Source organism: Streptomyces pseudoechinosporeus (assembly GCF_054783935.1).
In genome coordinates this window covers 687,758-703,544 of the sequence record NZ_BAAGPS010000009.1, presented here as the reverse complement: position 1 = coordinate 703,544, position 15,787 = coordinate 687,758, and the positions used below count along the sequence as shown (strand labels likewise).

The following is a 15,787-nucleotide window of genomic DNA, read 5'->3' as shown; positions in this document are numbered from 1 at the left end:
TGCTCGGCCCCCGCGCGGCACGAGGCTTGCGCGTGGCGCCCGGCTTACGAGAGTTGCTCGGCTTACGTGAGGTGCCCTGCCTGGGCAAGGTGCCCTTCATGAGGCCACTCCGATCGCGGCCACGCGCGCCACGACGGGCGTGTCCCGCGCCTGAGGCAACTCGACCCATACGGCGTCGACTTCGGCCGGCGGAAACGTCAGGATGCGCTGGTGTCCCACCGCGTGCGCCTCGGCGAGCGTCGTCCAGCGGCCGTCCCGGTGGCCTTGGACGACGACATGCTCGATGCGCTGCCCCTGCGTGATGTCCTCACCCACGACGACCGCCTCAACCAGGCGGGGCCGTCCGAACGCGAGCGTCACGCCGGGCAGTTGGTCCGTGTCGTCCGGCCGCCACGGCGTACGCCCCCTGCCGGGCCACGCGGTTGCGACGTCACCCGGGGCACCGGACGAGACCGTCGCGGTCGCCTCGATCCGCCGCGCCCGGAAGTCCTCGATGTGCCACCCGAGTTGCTCAAGGACCGCCACGTCGGTGTCCCGTATGCGCCCTTCCCTGGCCGGCGGGACGTTGAGCAGAAAGCAGGAGTTGCCGCCGACGGTGCGCAGGTAGATGGTGAACAGCTCGTCCACGGAACGGACTTCGGCGTCCTCGGCCGGGTGGTGGAACCAGCCGGGACGGATCGAGGTGTTGACCTCGGCCGGGTACCAGACCAGGTCGTCCTCGTGCCCGGCCAGGGCGGCGCGGCTGCCGAGGTCGCGGTCGTCGCTGCGTACGAGCCGCGCGAAGGCGCCGTCGTCCGCCTGCTGCGAACGAGCCGCGGTCCGTTCGGCGTCCTGCAGGGCGCGCGGGACGACGCTCCACTCGTCGGGGCGGGTGTCCCCGGCCTCATTGCCGCACCAGCGGACGTCGGGCCCGCACACGCTGATGACCGTGTCCGGCTGCAACTTCCGTACCACCGCGTAGTACCGCTCCCAGTCGTACACCTGCACCTTGCCGTTCGGACCCTCGCCGTTCGCGCCGTCCAGCCACACCGAGAACACCGGCCCGTACCGGGTGAGCAGCTCGGTGAGCTGGGCGACGTAGAAGTCGTCGTACGCGGTCCCGGAACCGTAGGACGCCTCGGTGCGGTCCCAGGGCGACAGGTAGATCCCGAACCGCAGGCCGTGCCGCCGGGCCGCGTCGGCGACCTCCGCTACCACGTCGCCCCGGCCGCCTCGCCACGGCGACGAGGCGACCGAGTAGGCCGTGACGTCGCTCGGCCACAGGCAGAACCCGTCGTGGTGCTTGCAGGTGAGGATCACGCCGGTCATCCCGGCGCTCTTGAGCGCCGCGACCCACTGGTCGGCGTCGAGCCCGGCCGGGTCGAAGGCGGCCGGGTCGTCGTGTCCCTCGCCCCACTCCCGGTCCGTCATGGTGTTCATGCCGAAGTGGATGAACCCGTAGAACTCCATTGCCTGCCAGGCGAGTTGGCGCTCGCTCGGCCGGACCGCGGCCAGCGCCCGCGCCCGTCCGGCCACCGCCGCGTTCACCGGAACCGCCGGTTGTACGCGGCGAGCAGGGCCAGCAGCCCGGCCAGCGCGGCGAGCATGAGCAGGAGGTTTCCCCACCCGACCGTCGTGCGCGCGGTGACGACGAGCGTGAGGCAGGCTGCCGCGACGAGCGTACGGGCGGTGACGAGCAGCGCCGTACGCGTCGATTCCTTCATGACGTTTCCTTCCGCTGATGCCTCGGGGGCTGGGTCAGCCCTTTACTCCGCCGGAGGCGATGCCCTCGATGAGCCGGCGCTGGATGACCGCGTAGAGGATGAGGACGGGAACGATGACGATGACCATGCCGGCGTAGAGACGCCCGTAGTCGGCCGCCGCCTTCTGCGCGGTGAACAGGTTGAGCAGGCCGACCTGCAGCGTCTTGCCCTCGCCGGGGAGCAGGGTGAGCGCGATGATGAAGTCGTTCCAGTAGGCCAGGAAGTTGAACAGGATCACGGTGGTGACCGCCGGGCGCGCCATCGGGAGCATGACCTGGGCCATGATCCGGAAGCGGGACGCTCCGTCGATCGCGGCGGCCTCTTCGTACTCGACCGGTATCGACCGGAAGTACGCGGTGAGCAGGTAGATGGTGAACGGGATCGACGTGGCCGCGTAGACGAGCGACAGGACTCCGGGGTTGTCGATGAAGAACCCGCCTGGGAAGACGTCGATGAGCGCGCGGTCCCAGTCGACGAGCATGAGGAAGATCGGTACGACGATGTAGTTGACGTTGACGAAGAGCCCGGCCAGCAGCGCGGTCTCCACGAGGCGGCGGCCGCGGAACTCGTACCGGGCGATGACGTAGGCGGCCGGCACGGAGACCGCCAGGACGAGCACCAGGCCGAGCACCGTGACGAGCACCGAGGTCAGGAAGTACTGGCCCATGTGCGCGTCGACGAACGCATGGACGTAGTTCTCGAGGTGCAGGCCCTTCGGCAGCGTCCAGGGGCTGCCGAAGAACTCGCTCTTCTGCTTGAGCGAGGCGAGCAGCACCCAGGCGACCGGCACCGCGATGGCGAGCGCGAGGGCGATGACAAGGGCGTAGGTGAGGGCCCGGCCCCTGCGGGGGCGGGACGACGACTTGATCGTAGTCATGGTGTCCGTCCTCAAAGAGCTCTCAGAACTGGAGGGGCTCGCGCCGCGTCGCCCGGCTCACCAGGAGCGACACGAGGAACGAGAACGCGAAGATGACGACACCGATGGCCATGCCGTAGCCGTACGACGAGTTCGTGTACGCCTGCTTGTACATGTAGCTCAGCAGGACCTCGGAGGAGCCGTCGGGCCCGCTGCCCGTCATCGCGCGGACCAGGACGAAGCTGAGGTTGACGGCGCTCATGATGAAGAACGTCAGCGTGGTGCGGAGGTTCTGCCAGATGAGCGGCAGTGTGATGGCGAAGAACTGCCGGGCGGCGGAGGCCCCGTCGAGTGCGCTCGCCTCGTAGAGCTCCTCCGGGATGCTCGACATGCTCGCCATGTAGAGGACCATGTAATAGCCCAGCGACTGCCAGACCATCGCGATCGCGACGGAGTAGACCACGAGTTTCTGGTCGCCGAGCCAGACCTGTTGCAGGCCGTCCAGCGACAGCAGCCGGAGTGTGCTGTTGAGCAGACCGTTCTCCTGGTCGTACACGGCGGAGAAGATCGCCGCGATCACGACCACCGAGAGCACGTTGGGGATGTAGAGAACGAACCGGTACAGGTTCCGCCCGCGCAGCCGTTGCCGGGTCATGATCGCGGCGAGGAACAGGCCCATACCCATCGTCACGACGGTCACCACGACCAGGAGCGCGACCGTGTTCTGGAACGCGCGCACGAACTGCTCGTCGTCGAGGAGACGGGAGAAGTTGTCGAGCCCCACGAATCGCTTGTCCGGGGAGAACCCGCTCCAGGTGTAGAAGGACATCCGGAACACGTTCATGGTCGGGACGACCATGAACACCGCGAAGAGCACCAGCGCGGGGAGCAGGCAGGCGAGTACGAAGCGGGTATTGCCGCGCCGCCGGGCGGGGGTCCGGGTGCCGCGCCGCGAACTCCCGCTGAACGGCGGCCGTTTGGATGCGCGGTTCGTCGAGCCTGGGGGTGGGGTGGGGGTGGAGAGGGTCGTCACCGTGCCGGTCCTTGGGTCGCTCGAGGGATGCTCGATGGCGTCGAAGGTGAGCGGAGAGGGTCTCCCGGGTCTGCCGAGTCGGAGGGGCGCCGGCGGTGGCCCGGATCGGCCGGGCCACCACCGGGCACGTCAGTCGCCTGCCTCGCGCAGCTTCTCGCTGGCGTCGTTCAGCGCGTCCTGCCACTCGTCTTCAGTGGTGTCGCCGCTGATGATGCTGTTGGCGGTGTCGAAGAGCGTGGCCTTGATGTCGACGCCCTCGACGGGTGCGGTGCTCGCGAACCCGCCGACGAGCGGGGCGACCGACGGGTCCTCGTACACCTTGTAGAACTCGGCGTTCTCCCCGGACAGGCTGCTCACGATGCCCTCGATCGGCTGGATCGCGTTCGACTCTGCGAAGGTCTTCGCCGCCTCGTCGGAGTACAGGTAGGCGATGAAGTCCTTTGCCGCGTCCTTGTTCTGGGCGGCGCTGGGTATCCAGACCGACTCGACCGACGTCGTGATGTAGCGCTTGCTGCCCGCGGTGACCGCCGGCAGCGGCGTCAGGCCCCACTTGAAGCCCTTTGCGCGGGGAGCCTCCGCCATTTCGCCGACGATCCAGGTTCCGTTCGGCATGAACAGCGCCTTGTTGTCGAGGATCAACTGCTGGTTCTTGGTGAAGTCCTGCTCGTTGGCGTATCCGACAGTGGCCGGTGCGGCGTAGCTCAGCAGCCGGGTGGTGATGTCGAGGGCCTTCCGGGCGTTCGCCGTCTTCCAGACGTCCTTCTTGTACGTCATGACGTCGGTGTAGAACTGCTCCCCGCCGACGTCGGCGAGGAGCGCGAAGAAGAACGAGTCGAGGTAGCCGGCGGTCGGGTAGGTGAACAACGGAATGTCCTGCCGCTTGGCCGTGTCGCCGAGCGCGAACATCTCGTCCCAGGTGCTCGGGACCTTCCAGCCCTTCTGCTCGAACAGGCCCTGGTTGTAGAAGAGCCCGGTCGGGGCGTAGTACATCGGCATGAGGTACGTCTGATCGTTGCGGTAGGGGTTGGTGTTGAGGTTGCCGACGATGCCCTCGGTGAGCTTGTCCCCCACGGTGTTGTTCTCGCCGGGGACCTTCTCCTTCAGTACCGGTGTGAGGTCCTCAAGGGCCTTGTCCTTGATGAGGGTCTCGGTGAGTGCGGCCTCACGGCCCTGGCCGAGCACCACGACGTCCGGGTACCGTCCCGCCTTCATGTTCGGGGTGATCTCGTCTTCGATGCTCTTCGAGATCTGCAACTGGACATCGATGTCGGGGTGCGAGGCCTCGTACTGCTTGATGACCTGCGTGTACATGTCCCGGCCGTAGCCGCCTTCGAGGGCGGCGACCTTGAGGGTCGTCTTGCCGGAGTCCGAGCCGCCCCCGCCGGCGGAGCAGCCGGCGAGCAGTCCGAGCACCGTGACCGCGGCGCCCGCGAGGACGAGCGATCTCCTCATGTGGGGTCCTTCCCGTGGACAGTTGCCCACCTGGCTGCGAGCGGGATCCGGATCACATGGCAATCCGGAGTTGTTACGGTGGCACCGATAACATGAGGCCTTACGGTGGCACCGATTCATATGCAGGCGCAAGGGGCCCACAGGAGGCATTTCAGAGAGCGGCCGACACGAGGCTCAGCCGGCGAACGGCTGACACGAAGCCCGGTCGCGAAACGGCTGGCCGGGCTTCGCTCAGCGAACGGCCACTCGGAACCTCAGCGGGAGCGCGGCGGTGCCGTGGAGGCGCGTACCGACAGTGACGCGGTGACGATGGATTCGTCGACGTCGGCGTCGTCGCCCCGCAGCAGAAGGGCGACCGCCGCCGCGCCGTAGCGGTAGAAGTCCTGGCGGACGGTCGTCAGCGGCGGAGAGCCGTAGGCCGCGAGGGCGATGTCGTCGACGCTCACGATGGAGACGTCGTCGGGCACCGACCGGCCGCGTTCGTGCAGGGCGCGGATCACCCCGAAGGCCATCTCGTCGCTGGCGACGAAGACCGCGGTCACGTCCGGGATCATCGCGATGATCTGCCCCTGCCGGTATCCCGAGTCGGGCGACCAGTCGCCCTCGAGGGGCGGCGGCGCCTCGATCCCGGCTGCGGCCAGGCACTCCTGCCAGCCCTGTCGCCGCCGGCGCGCCTCGATCCACTCGTCCGGGCCGGAGATGTGCCAGACCTGGCGGTGCCCCAGGTCAAGCAGGTGCTGCGTGGCGACACGGCCCGCCTCCTGCTGGTCGATCCCGAGCACCCGGGCGCCCGCCGTCCGTGAGCCGTCGAGGGTGACGGTCGGGATGTCGCGGGTGATGTCCTCCATCTTCGGCGTCACGGAGATGAGCGGTACGGCGATGACGAAGCCGTCAACGCCCTGGTCGGCGAGCTTGGAGAGGGATCGCTCCATCAGGCCGGTGTCGAGCGCGGCGATGGTCGCGATGCTCACCGCGTACCCGGCCTCACCGGCGGCCGCCTCGACACCGGCGGTCACCGCCGAGCGCGAGTAGTAGCCGCCGGACGCCAGCAGCACGAGCCCGATGGTGTGGCTGCGCCCGGAGGAGAGCGCCCTGGCGGCGCTGTTGAACCGGTAGCCGATCTGGTCCACGGCGGCGAGGACGCGCCTCTTGGTCTCGGGGTTGACGTTCGGCGAGCCGCGGAGCGCGCGCGAGACGGTCTGCGCCGACACCCCGGCGGTCCGGGCCACGTCGGCCATGCTCGGCTGCCTCAGCCTCGCGGTGCCCTCGGTCATCGCGCTCCTCTCCCCCGGCCGGCGCGCCTGCTCGTCGGCCGTCCACCAGATCCTATCGAACCTTGTTACTCATGGCATCGATAACATACGCTCACACGGTGACTGAGCCGCCGACGACACACATCTCTTTGGCCCACACCACGACCGACGCGGCGGCCGGCGCCGCCACCAGCGCGCTCACCTGGCGCGGGGGCCGCCTGTACCGGCACGGCGTCCCCCATCGCATCCTGTCGGGGGCGCTGCACTACTTCCGCGTCCACCCTGACCTCTGGCGGGACCGGATCCGCCGGATCGCCGACCTCGGACTCAACACGGTCGACACCTATGTGGCGTGGAACTTCCATCAGCCCCACGAGGACGAGGCGCCACTCTTCGACGGCTGGCGGGACATCGAGCTGTTCATCCGCACGGTGGGCGAGGAGGGCCTCGACGTCATCGTCCGGCCCGGCCCGTACATCTGCGCGGAGTGGTCGGGCGGCGGCCTGCCGAGCTGGCTCACCGGCCGGGACGTCGCGGTCCGCAGCTCGGATCCGGCGTTCACCTCCGCCGTCGGCCGCTGGTTCGACGAGCTGGTCCCCCGCATCGCCGCCCTCCAGGCATCCGAGGGCGGGCCGGTCGTGGCGGTGCAGGTGGAGAACGAGTTCGGCAGCTTCGGCGACGACCATGCCTACCTGCGCTGGAATCGCCAGGCTCTGACCCAACGGGGCATCGGGGAGCTGCTGTTCACCGCCGACGGCCCCACCGAGCTCATGCTGGACGGCGGCACTCTGCCCGGCACTCTGACGGCCGTCACCCTGGGCTCCCAGCCCGACGCCGCCCGGCAGCTCCTGGCGGCACGGCGACCGGACGAGCCGTTCGTGGTCGCCGAGTTCTGGAACGGCTGGTTCGACACATGGGGCAAGCGGCACCACGTTCGCGGGGTGGACAGCGCGGTCGGCACACTTCGCGGCATCGTCGCCGACGGCGGCAGCGTGAGCATCTACATGGCACACGGCGGCACCAACTTCGGCCTCTGGGCGGGCGCCAACGAAGACGAAGGCCGACTGCAGCCCATCGTCACGAGCTACGACTCCGACGCGCCGATCGCCGAGGACGGCAGCCTCACTGCCAAGTTCTTCGCCATACGCGAGGCGCTCGGCGCCCGGGGCCCCCTCCGCTCCCCCGCACGGATGCCGACGCTCCCGCCGACCCGCGTCCCGCTCGTCCACCGCGCCGACCTGCTCCCCGGCCTCCGCGCCGTGCCGGCCCCGACCGCGACGGCCCCGCGCCCCGCCTCGTTCGAGCAGCTGGGGCTCGACGCGGGGATGGTCCTGCACATCGCGTACCCGCGCATTCCTGCGGGCGAGCACCGGCTCGTTCTCACCGACGTACGCGACCGGGCACTGGTCTTCGCCGACGGCAGGTGGCTGGGCGTCGCCGACCCTGACTCTCCGGAACTCCCCATCCACGGAACCGGCGAAGTCGTACGGCTGAACGTCCTGGTCGAGAACCTCGGCCGGGTGAACTACGGCCCGGGCATCGGCGGGCACAAGGGCCTGCTCGGTCCCGTCCTCGTCGACCGGCGCATCGTGCAGGGCTGGGACAGCTCGCCGGTCGCGCTGCAGGAGTGGTCCGCCACGGAGTTGGCCGACGCGGTCGCCGCCGGTCCCACGACCACGCACGCCGGGTTCGCCGTCGCGACGTTCGACGTCGACACGCCCGCGGACACCTTCCTCGCGCTGCCGGGATCGAGCCGTGGCCTCGTCTGGGTCAACGGCTTCCTGCTCGGCCGCTACTGGGAGATCGGGCCGCAGGTCACGCTGTACTGTCCGGCACCGCTGCTGCGCGCCGGTGAGAACACCGTGACGATCCTCGAGCTGGAACGGCTCGGCGGAATCCTGGAGTTGCGGGACCGCCCGGAGCTCGGACCGCCGGAGGAGTACGTCGAGGAGTTCGGCTGAGCCGCCACCTTGGCTGCGGGTTCGTTGTGGCTGGTCGCTCCCCCACTCTCGGCTCCTCCCCCACTCTCGGCTTCGCTCGAGCGGGGGGACCCCCACGAGCGGGGGACCCCCATCGCGGCGGAGCCGCAAATGTCACAGCCCCGCGCCCCTGAAGGGGCGCGGGACCTCACCGGAGTCACGGCCGCGCCGTGAGATACCCCCCCATCGTGCGGAAGTAGTCCGCCGCCGCGTGCTCCGTGCCGTCCTCGGTGCGGACGCGCTTCACGCAGAGGCCACGCAGCTGCCCGTTCCTGGCCTCACCTCCGGCGACGATGACCACGCCGTCACCCTCGCGGATGAAGATGCGGCCGGGAGTGCCGCCGTAACGGGCTTCCGACACCGCTGCCTCGACGATGCGCAGGCGCTGACCGCGGTGGTAGGTGAAGGCGTTGGGGTACGGGTCGCACTGGGCGCGCACCAGGCGCTCCAGGTCCTCGGCCGGCCAGGTCCAGTCGATCCGGCTGTCCTCGAGCGACCGCTTGTGGAAGAAGCTCGCCCGGCTGCGGTCCTGGGGGATCCACCGTGCGCGGCCCGAGGCGATCAGGTCGAGGGACTCGGTCACGACCGGCGTGATCAGGTCGACCGTGCGGTGGAACAGATCGGTGACGGTGTCGGTGGGGCCCACCGGTACGGCTCGCTGCAACAGGATGTCGCCCGCGTCCAGTTCGGCGTTCATCCGGTGTGCTGTGACGCCGACTTCCCGCTCGCCGTTGATCAGCGCCCAGATCAGCGGGGAGAAGCCCGCGTACGCCGGCAGCAGCGAGTCGTGGATGTTGAGCGTGCCGTGCGGCGGGAGGTCGAAGACCTCGGGGGGCAGCACGGTGCGCCAGTTGTTGGCGACGATGAGGTCCGGTTCCGCTTCGCGTAGCGCGGCGAGGAGTTCGGGGTCGTCGGGGCGGTTGCGCAGCAGGACCGGGATGCCGTGCTTCTCGGCGAGATCGGCCACCGAGTCGTCCCAGATCTTCTCGTATACGTGGTCGCTCTTGGGGTGGGTCACGGCCAGGACCACCTCGTGGTCGGACTCCAGCAGAGCCTGGAGGGTGCGGTGCCCCCAGGTCTGATAGCCGAACATGACGACCCGCATACTCGATCCTCTCCTAGGACACACCATTGCAAGGTAAGGCTAACCTTATTTAACATCAGTGGCGCCTAAGGGAAGGAAAGTTGCGGTGAACGCACTGCACGACGAACCGGACGCCATCCACGATGTGATCGGCGTGGGTTTTGGCCCGTCAAACCTCGCACTGGCCATCGCAGTCGAGGAACACAACTCCCGAGCCGCCCCCGAGAAGCGCATCCGAGCCCGGTTCCTGGAGCGTCAGCCGTCCTTCGGCTGGCACCGTGGCATGCTCATCGACGACGCCACGATGCAGGTGTCCTTCCTCAAGGACCTTGTCACGATGCGCAATCCGACCAGCGACTTCAGCTTCCTGTGCTTCCTGAGGGAGCGCGGCAGACTCGTGGACTTCCTCAACGCGAAGACGCTGTTCCCGCTGCGGATCGAGTTCCACGAGTACTTCGAGTGGGCAGCGGCCCGCATCGCACACCAGGTCGACTACGGCGCCGAAGTCGTCTCCGTAGAGCCGGTACTGGCCGAGAACGGAGAGGTCCGCTGGTTCGACGTCGTCAGCCGCGTCCCCGGCGCTCCCGAACGCACCGTCGTCCGCAGGGCCCGTAACATCTCGGTGGCCGTCGGCCTGGAGCCCCATCTCCCGCCGGGCACCGAGCTGTCGGACCGTATCTGGCACAACAGCGAACTGGTGCCGCGCGTAAGCGAGTTGAACGACTCCGGTGCTTCGGTGGGCCGCATTCTAGTCCTTGGCGCAGGTCAGAGCGCCGCGGAGGCGGTCGACTATCTGCACCGCTCCTTCCCCGAGGCGGAGGTCTGCGCGGTCTTCGCCAAGTACGGGTACACACCCGCCGACGACAGCCCCTTCGCCAACCGGATCTTCGACCCCGAGGCCGTGGACGTCTACTTCCAGTCCACGCCCGAGGTGAAGCAGTCCCTGGTCGACTACCACCGCAGCACCAACTACTCGGTGGTCGACATGGACCTGATCGAGTCGCTGTACGCGACCATGTACCGCGAGAAGGTCCAGGGCCACGAACGTCTGCGCCTGCGCAACGTCTCCCGCATCCGGGACGTACGCACGCTGGACGACCGCCTGGACGTCACCGTCGAGTTCCTGCCCACCGGCGAGCGGGAGGTGCTGTCCTCCGACCTGCTGGTCCATGCGACCGGCTACCGGCCCAGGGACCTCGAGACGCTGCTGGGCAGGACCGCGAAGCTCTGCCTGCGGGACGACAACGACGCCGTACGCGTGGGCCGCGACCATCGCGTGGAGGTCGCGCCCGAGGTCACCGCGGGCATCTATCTGCAGGGCGCGACCGAGCACACGCACGGTCTCACCTCCACCCTGCTGTCCACCACCGCCGTACGCTCCGGCGAGATCCTCGACTCCCTGCTCACCCACCATGCGAGCGACGCGGCCGCGGGAATCAGTGCCTCTGTCAGTTCATCCGTCAATTCATCGGCCTGAAAGGGCGGTTCATCGTCGTGGACGACGGCACGCGGTCGCGTGCCGTCGGACGGCGCCCGGGGTCTGTCGTGTGCGCCCCGGGCTGGGCAGACGCATCGACTTAGGGTAGCCTCACCTAGGTTTTTCTCTTTGTCCGATCCCGGAGGGGTACGGGTGGGTCCTTCATATCCGTCGGGGCGGGACGTCCTGAGGGACACGGTCAGGGGTCAGCGACGTAACGTCGCGCTCGGCTCTCTCCTCGGTTCCGGGCATCAGATCGGCGAGGCGCTGGTGCCGGTCCTGATCGGCATCGTGATCGACCAGGCCGTCACCGACTCCGACACCGGCGCCCTGTTCCTCTGGCTCGCGATCCTCGCCGTGGTCTATGTGGGCCTGGCGTTCAGCTTCCGCATCGGCGCCTGGTCCGGTGAAAAGGCCTCCGTACAGGCCGAGCACGCCCTGCGTATCACGCTCGTACGAAGGGTCCTGGACCCCGGCGGCGGAGCGGAGGAGGGCCGGCTGCCCGGAGCGATGGCCAACATCGCGACGGAGGACGCCAAGCGGGTCGGCGCCGTCAACCTGGCGTTGATGTTCGGGATTTCGGCACTGATGGGCCTGCTCACCTGTGCCATCGTCCTGCTGCGTACGTCGGTGCTGCTCGGTCTGGTGGTGCTGCTCGGCACACCTGTCCTGCTCTGGCTCGGGCATCTGTTGAGCAAGCCGCTGGAGAGCCGCAGCGAGGCCGAGCAGGAGCGGGCGGCGCATGCCTCGGCCGTGGCCGCCGATCTGGTGGCCGGTCTGCGGATCCTGAAGGGCATCGGCGGTGAGTCGACGGCCATCGCCCGCTACCGAACCACCAGCCGCGACTCCCTGCAGGCGACCTTGCGGGCCGCACGCGCGCAGGCCTTCCAGAACGGCATGGTCCTGGCGCTGACGGGCTGCCTGATCGCCATCGTGGCGCTCGTCGGTGGCCGCCTGGCCGCCCAGGGCAGCATCAGCCTGGGCGAGTTGGTGTCCGCGGTCGGGCTCGCGCTCTTCCTGCTCGGGCCGTTGGAGACGCTCGCCTGGGTCAACGCCGAGTTCGCGCAGGGCCGGGCCTCGGCCGCCCGGATCGCGGAGGTCCTTGCCACACCGCACTCCGTCACGTCCGGCGGCCGGAGCCTGCCGCAGCAGGTGCGCGGCGCGGTCCGGCTGAGCGGGCTCAGCCACGGCGGGCTGCGCGAGGTGGACCTGGACATCGCGCCCGGTGAACTCCTCGGCGTGGTCGCGACCGACCCCGCGCACGCCATCGACCTGCTGCGCTGCCTGTCCCGGCAGACCGACCCCGAAGCCGGAACGGTCGAACTGGACGGCGTGTCCCTGCGCGACCTGGATCCCGCTCAGATGCGTACGGCCCTGCTGGTGGCCGAGCACGACGCGGACCTCTTCGAAGGCACCGTCCGCGACAACGTCACCGCCGCGGCCCCCGACGCCCACGATGCAGAACCGGCGATGACGGCGGCCGGGGTGGCACAGGTCGCGCAGACCCTGCCGGACGGCGAGGACACCGCGGTCAGTGAGCGCGGCCGGTCCCTTTCGGGCGGGCAGCGTCAACGCGTCGCTCTCGCCCGCGCGTTGGCGGCCGACCGGCCCGTGCTGGTGGTCCACGATCCAACCACCGCGGTCGACGCGGTGACCGAAGCCCGCATCGCGGCCGGCCTCCGGGAGATCCGCAAGGGCCGCACCACGGTGCTCGTGACCACCAGCCCCGCGCTGCTCGCGGTCACGGACCGGGTGGTGCTGCTCGACGACGGCCGGATCACCGACACGGCCCCGCACACCGATCTGGTACGCCGTCACGAGGCGTACCGCGCGGCGGTGCTGTCATGAGCGACACCTCGGCGAACGAGAACAAGGAAGCAATGACCGCAGCAGGCCCCGATACGGACGAACAGGCGCCCGACACCCGGGAACTGCTGCCCACGGCGACCTCGGCCCGGACCCGTGCCGCCGTCCGCGAACTGGTGCGTCCGCGTCGCGCCCTGGCCCTCGGCAGCTTCGCGGTGATGGTCGCGGCCACCGGTGTGGGGCTGCTCGTCCAGCCGCTGCTGGGCCGCATCGTGGACGTGGTGGCCGAGGGGCGCCCGCCCGGGGACGTGACGGTTCCGGTCGTCCTGCTGGTGCTGGTCGCCCTCGCCCAGGGCGGCACCACCGCGCTGGGCCTGACGCTGGTCTCCCGGCTCGGCGAGACCCTGCTGGCGCAACTGCGCGAGCGGTTCGTGGAGAAGGCGCTGCGGCTGCCGCTGGAACAGGTGGAGAAGGCGGGCGCGGGAGACCTCACCGCCCGGGTGACCCGGGACGTCTCGGTGGTGGCCGAGGCGGTGCGCAACGCCCTGCCCGAACTGGCCCGCTCCCTGCTGGCCATCGTGCTGACGCTGGGCGCGATGGCGGCGCTGGACTGGCGTTTCCTGCTCGCGGCCCTCCTCGCGGTGCCCGTCCAGGCGCACACCGCCCGTTGGTACGTACGCAATGCCGTGCCGCTCTACGCCCGTCAGCGCATCGCGACCGGCGCTCAGCAGCAGCAGCTCCTCGACACCATCGCCGGGGCCGGCACGGTGCGGGCGTTCCGGCTGGAGGAGCAGCACACCACACATGTGACGCGGCGTTCGTCGGCGGCGGTCGAGCTGACGCTGCGCGGAGTGAAGCTGGTGCTGCGGTTCTACAACCGGCTGCACGTGGCCGAGTACACCGGCCTCGCCGCGGTCCTCGTCACCGGGTTCCTGCTGGTGCGCGCCGACTCGGTGTCCATCGGCACCGCGACCGCCGCGGCCCTGTACTTCCACAGTCTGTTCACCCCGATCAACTCCGCGCTGGTGCTGCTCGACGACGCGCAGTCGGCGACCGCCGCGCTCGCCCGGCTGATCGGGGTCGCCGACCAGCCGGACCCCGAGCCGGAAGAGACGGCGAATCCTCACAAGCGGCGGGAGCCGGGCACGGCGGCGGACGGCACCGTCACAGTGATCGGCATCGACCACGCGTACGAGCCCGGCCGTCCCGTCCTGCACGACGTGGACCTGACACTCCGGGCCGGCGAACGCGTGGCCCTGGTCGGCCCGAGCGGCGCGGGCAAGACCACCCTGGCCAAGCTCATCGCGGGCGTGCACGCCCCGACGTCCGGCTCGGTGCACCTGACCGGCGCCGGAGCGTACGGCAACGGCGAGGGTCTGCCGGTGGCCCTGGTCACGCAGGAGACCCACGTCTTCGCCGGTTCGCTCGCGGAGGATCTGCGCCTGGCGCGGGCCGACGCCACCGACGACGAGCTGCGCACGGCCCTGGCCACCGTTCAGGCCCTCGACTGGGTCGAAACGCTGCCCGAGGGCCTGGACACGGTCGTGGGCGAGGGCGGGCACCGCCTCACGCCCGCCCAGGTCCAGCAACTCGCCCTGGCGCGGCTGGTGTTGGCCGATCCCCCGGTGGCCGTGCTCGACGAGGCGACGGCCGAGGCCGGGAGCACCGGAGCCCGGCTGCTGGAGCGGGCGGCCGACCGGGCGGTCGAGGGCCGCACGGCGCTGGTCGTCGCACACCGCCTCACCCAGGCCGCCGCCGCGGACCGGATCGTCGTCATGGACGGCGGCCGGATCGTGGAGAGCGGCACCCATGACGAGCTGTGCACCGCGGGCGGGACCTACGCCTCCCTGTGGGAGGCCTGGTCCGGTACCCGCAGCACGGCCGATCAGCCCCCCACGCAGCACCAAGTCCCCGACACAACCACCATGAAGGACCACTGATGCTCGGCTCTCTCAGAGGTACACGCCTCGCCGCGGCGCTCGTCTCCGCGCTACTGCTCTTCACCACCGCCTGCGGCTCGGGAGATGATTCCGAGGCTGCCGCGGATAACAAGGAATCCGCGAACAGCGCCTTCCCGGTGTCCATCCCGCACAAGTACGGCAGCACCTCCATCAAGGCGGAGCCCAAGCGGATCGTCACGGTCGGCCTGACCGACCAGGACGCCGTACTCGCCCTCGGCAAGGTGCCCGTCGGCACCACCGAGTGGCTCGGCGGCTACAAGGGCGCCATCGGCCCCTGGGCCGCGGACAAGCTGGGCAGCGAGAAGGCCCCGACCGTGCTGACGGACACCGGCACCGGACCGCAGACGGAGAAGATCGCCGCGCTCAAGCCGGACCTGATCCTCGCGGTCTACGGCGGTCTGACCAAGGAGCAGTACGAGACCCTGTCGAAGTTCGCACCGGTGGTGGCCCAGCCGAAGGCGTACAACGACTTCGGCGTCCCGTGGCAGGAGCAGACCGAGATCATCGGCAAGGCGCTCGGTCAGGAGACGGAGGCGAAGGAGCTCGTCGAGGGCGTCCAGGCCGACTTCAAGAAGGCGGCCGAGGAGAACCCGGACTTCGCCGGGAAGACCGCGGTGATGGCCACCCCGTACGAGGGCATGTTCGTTTTCGGCAGCCAGGACCCGCGTTCCCGGCTGCTCACGGATCTCGGCTTCAAGCTGCCGACCGATCTGGACAAGGTCATCGGCGACGAGTTCGGCGCCAACATCAGCAAGGAGCGCACCGATCTGCTGGACACGGACGCCATCGTGTGGATCGTCTCCGACGTGGCCAAGGACGAGGCCAAGCTCAACAAGGACGCCCTCTACGCCGATCTGAACGTGGCGAAGCAGGACCGTGAGGTCTTCGTCAAGGAGGCGAGCGACTACGGAAACTCCGTCTCGTTCGTGACGGTCCTGAGCCTGCCGTACATGCTCGAGCGCCTGGTGCCGCAGCTGGCCGCGGCCGTCGACGGCGACACCGCGACGAAGGTGGAGCAGCCGGCGTCCTGATCGCTGCCGCTCCCGGATTGAACAGGGGCCTGGGGTCGCGGGTTTGACCCGCGACCCCAGGCACTTATTAGGTTAGGCTAGCCTTACTAACTCGAGGTGAGCCGCTCGCGCAG

General features: G+C 69.5%; 12 protein-coding genes. 5 read left to right on the top strand and 7 right to left on the bottom strand.

What is annotated here, in order from left to right; genetic code table 11:
* Positions 1-96 precede the first annotated feature (96 nt).
* The 6 genes from ACYVO6_RS14630 to ACYVO6_RS14605 all read right to left on the bottom strand — a co-directional run bounded on the left by ACYVO6_RS14630 (position 97) and on the right by ACYVO6_RS14605 (position 6,357).
* Complete coding sequence (locus tag ACYVO6_RS14630) at positions 97-1,527, bottom strand: alpha-L-fucosidase (protein WP_461061152.1); 1,431 nt, start codon at positions 1,525-1,527, stop codon at positions 97-99.
* Entirely contained in the window at positions 1,524-1,703 is a 180-nt protein-coding gene (locus ACYVO6_RS14625; protein ID WP_461061150.1) for a DUF6903 family protein, read from the bottom strand. The genes ACYVO6_RS14630 and ACYVO6_RS14625 overlap by 4 nt, the downstream gene beginning before the upstream one ends.
* 34 nt (positions 1,704-1,737) lie before the next feature.
* Complete coding sequence (locus tag ACYVO6_RS14620; protein WP_461061148.1) at positions 1,738-2,619, bottom strand: carbohydrate ABC transporter permease; 882 nt, start codon at positions 2,617-2,619, stop codon at positions 1,738-1,740.
* 22 nt (positions 2,620-2,641) lie between these two features.
* Positions 2,642-3,631: a carbohydrate ABC transporter permease gene (locus ACYVO6_RS14615; protein ID WP_461061146.1), complete on the bottom strand. Its 990-nt coding sequence runs from the start codon at positions 3,629-3,631 to the stop codon at positions 2,642-2,644.
* Positions 3,632-3,760: 129 nt separating this feature from the next.
* Complete coding sequence (locus ACYVO6_RS14610) at positions 3,761-5,083, bottom strand: carbohydrate ABC transporter substrate-binding protein (protein WP_461061144.1); 1,323 nt, start codon at positions 5,081-5,083, stop codon at positions 3,761-3,763.
* A gap of 254 nt (positions 5,084-5,337) precedes the next feature.
* On the bottom strand, positions 5,338-6,357 hold the full coding sequence (locus ACYVO6_RS14605; RefSeq protein ID WP_461061142.1) for a LacI family DNA-binding transcriptional regulator: 1,020 nt from the start codon (positions 6,355-6,357) through the stop codon (positions 5,338-5,340).
* 71 nt (positions 6,358-6,428) lie between these two features.
* Here ACYVO6_RS14605 and ACYVO6_RS14600 point away from each other — a divergent pair, with 71 nt between their 5' ends.
* The gene (locus tag ACYVO6_RS14600) at positions 6,429-8,297 is read left to right on the top strand and encodes a glycoside hydrolase family 35 protein (RefSeq protein ID WP_461061140.1); all 1,869 of its coding nucleotides are present in this window, start codon (positions 6,429-6,431) and stop codon (positions 8,295-8,297) included.
* 175 nt (positions 8,298-8,472) lie between these two features.
* Here ACYVO6_RS14600 and ACYVO6_RS14595 read toward each other — a convergent pair whose 3' ends face one another.
* Entirely contained in the window at positions 8,473-9,420 is a 948-nt protein-coding gene (locus ACYVO6_RS14595) for a methionyl-tRNA formyltransferase (RefSeq protein ID WP_461061138.1), read from the bottom strand.
* An 85-nt stretch (positions 9,421-9,505) separates the two neighbouring features.
* Here ACYVO6_RS14595 and ACYVO6_RS14590 point away from each other — a divergent pair, with 85 nt between their 5' ends.
* The 4 genes from ACYVO6_RS14590 to ACYVO6_RS14575 all read left to right on the top strand — a co-directional run bounded on the left by ACYVO6_RS14590 (position 9,506) and on the right by ACYVO6_RS14575 (position 15,674).
* A complete protein-coding gene (locus ACYVO6_RS14590) occupies positions 9,506-10,876 on the top strand; it encodes a lysine N(6)-hydroxylase/L-ornithine N(5)-oxygenase family protein (protein WP_461061136.1) in 1,371 nt (456 codons plus the stop codon).
* 153 nt (positions 10,877-11,029) lie between these two features.
* Positions 11,030-12,724 carry an ABC transporter ATP-binding protein gene (locus tag ACYVO6_RS14585; protein WP_461061134.1) on the top strand — a complete coding sequence of 565 codons (1,695 nt, stop codon included), beginning with the start codon at positions 11,030-11,032 and terminating at the stop codon, positions 12,722-12,724.
* Positions 12,725-12,756: 32 nt separating this feature from the next.
* Complete coding sequence (locus tag ACYVO6_RS14580) at positions 12,757-14,622, top strand: ABC transporter ATP-binding protein (RefSeq protein WP_461061395.1); 1,866 nt, start codon at positions 12,757-12,759, stop codon at positions 14,620-14,622.
* Positions 14,622-15,674 carry an iron-siderophore ABC transporter substrate-binding protein gene (locus ACYVO6_RS14575; protein WP_461061132.1) on the top strand — a complete coding sequence of 351 codons (1,053 nt, stop codon included), beginning with the start codon at positions 14,622-14,624 and terminating at the stop codon, positions 15,672-15,674. The genes ACYVO6_RS14580 and ACYVO6_RS14575 overlap by 1 nt, the downstream gene beginning before the upstream one ends.
* The last annotated feature ends 113 nt before the right edge of the window (positions 15,675-15,787 follow it).

Excerpts from the sequence above, each read along its gene's own strand:
- ACYVO6_RS14625 (WP_461061150.1), bottom strand. The coding sequence starts at position 1,703 with ATGAAGGAATCGACGCGTACGGCGCTGCTCGTCACCGCCCGTACGCTC.
- ACYVO6_RS14620 (WP_461061148.1), bottom strand. The coding sequence starts at position 2,619 with ATGACTACGATCAAGTCGTCGTCCCGCCCCCGCAGGGGCCGGGCCCTC.
- ACYVO6_RS14610 (WP_461061144.1), bottom strand. The coding sequence starts at position 5,083 with ATGAGGAGATCGCTCGTCCTCGCGGGCGCCGCGGTCACGGTGCTCGGA.
- ACYVO6_RS14605 (WP_461061142.1), bottom strand. The coding sequence starts at position 6,357 with ATGACCGAGGGCACCGCGAGGCTGAGGCAGCCGAGCATGGCCGACGTG.
- ACYVO6_RS14600 (WP_461061140.1), top strand. The coding sequence starts at position 6,429 with ATGGCATCGATAACATACGCTCACACGGTGACTGAGCCGCCGACGACA.
- ACYVO6_RS14595 (WP_461061138.1), bottom strand. The coding sequence starts at position 9,420 with ATGCGGGTCGTCATGTTCGGCTATCAGACCTGGGGGCACCGCACCCTC.
- ACYVO6_RS14580 (WP_461061395.1), top strand. The coding sequence starts at position 12,757 with ATGACCGCAGCAGGCCCCGATACGGACGAACAGGCGCCCGACACCCGG.
- ACYVO6_RS14575 (WP_461061132.1), top strand. The coding sequence starts at position 14,622 with ATGCTCGGCTCTCTCAGAGGTACACGCCTCGCCGCGGCGCTCGTCTCC.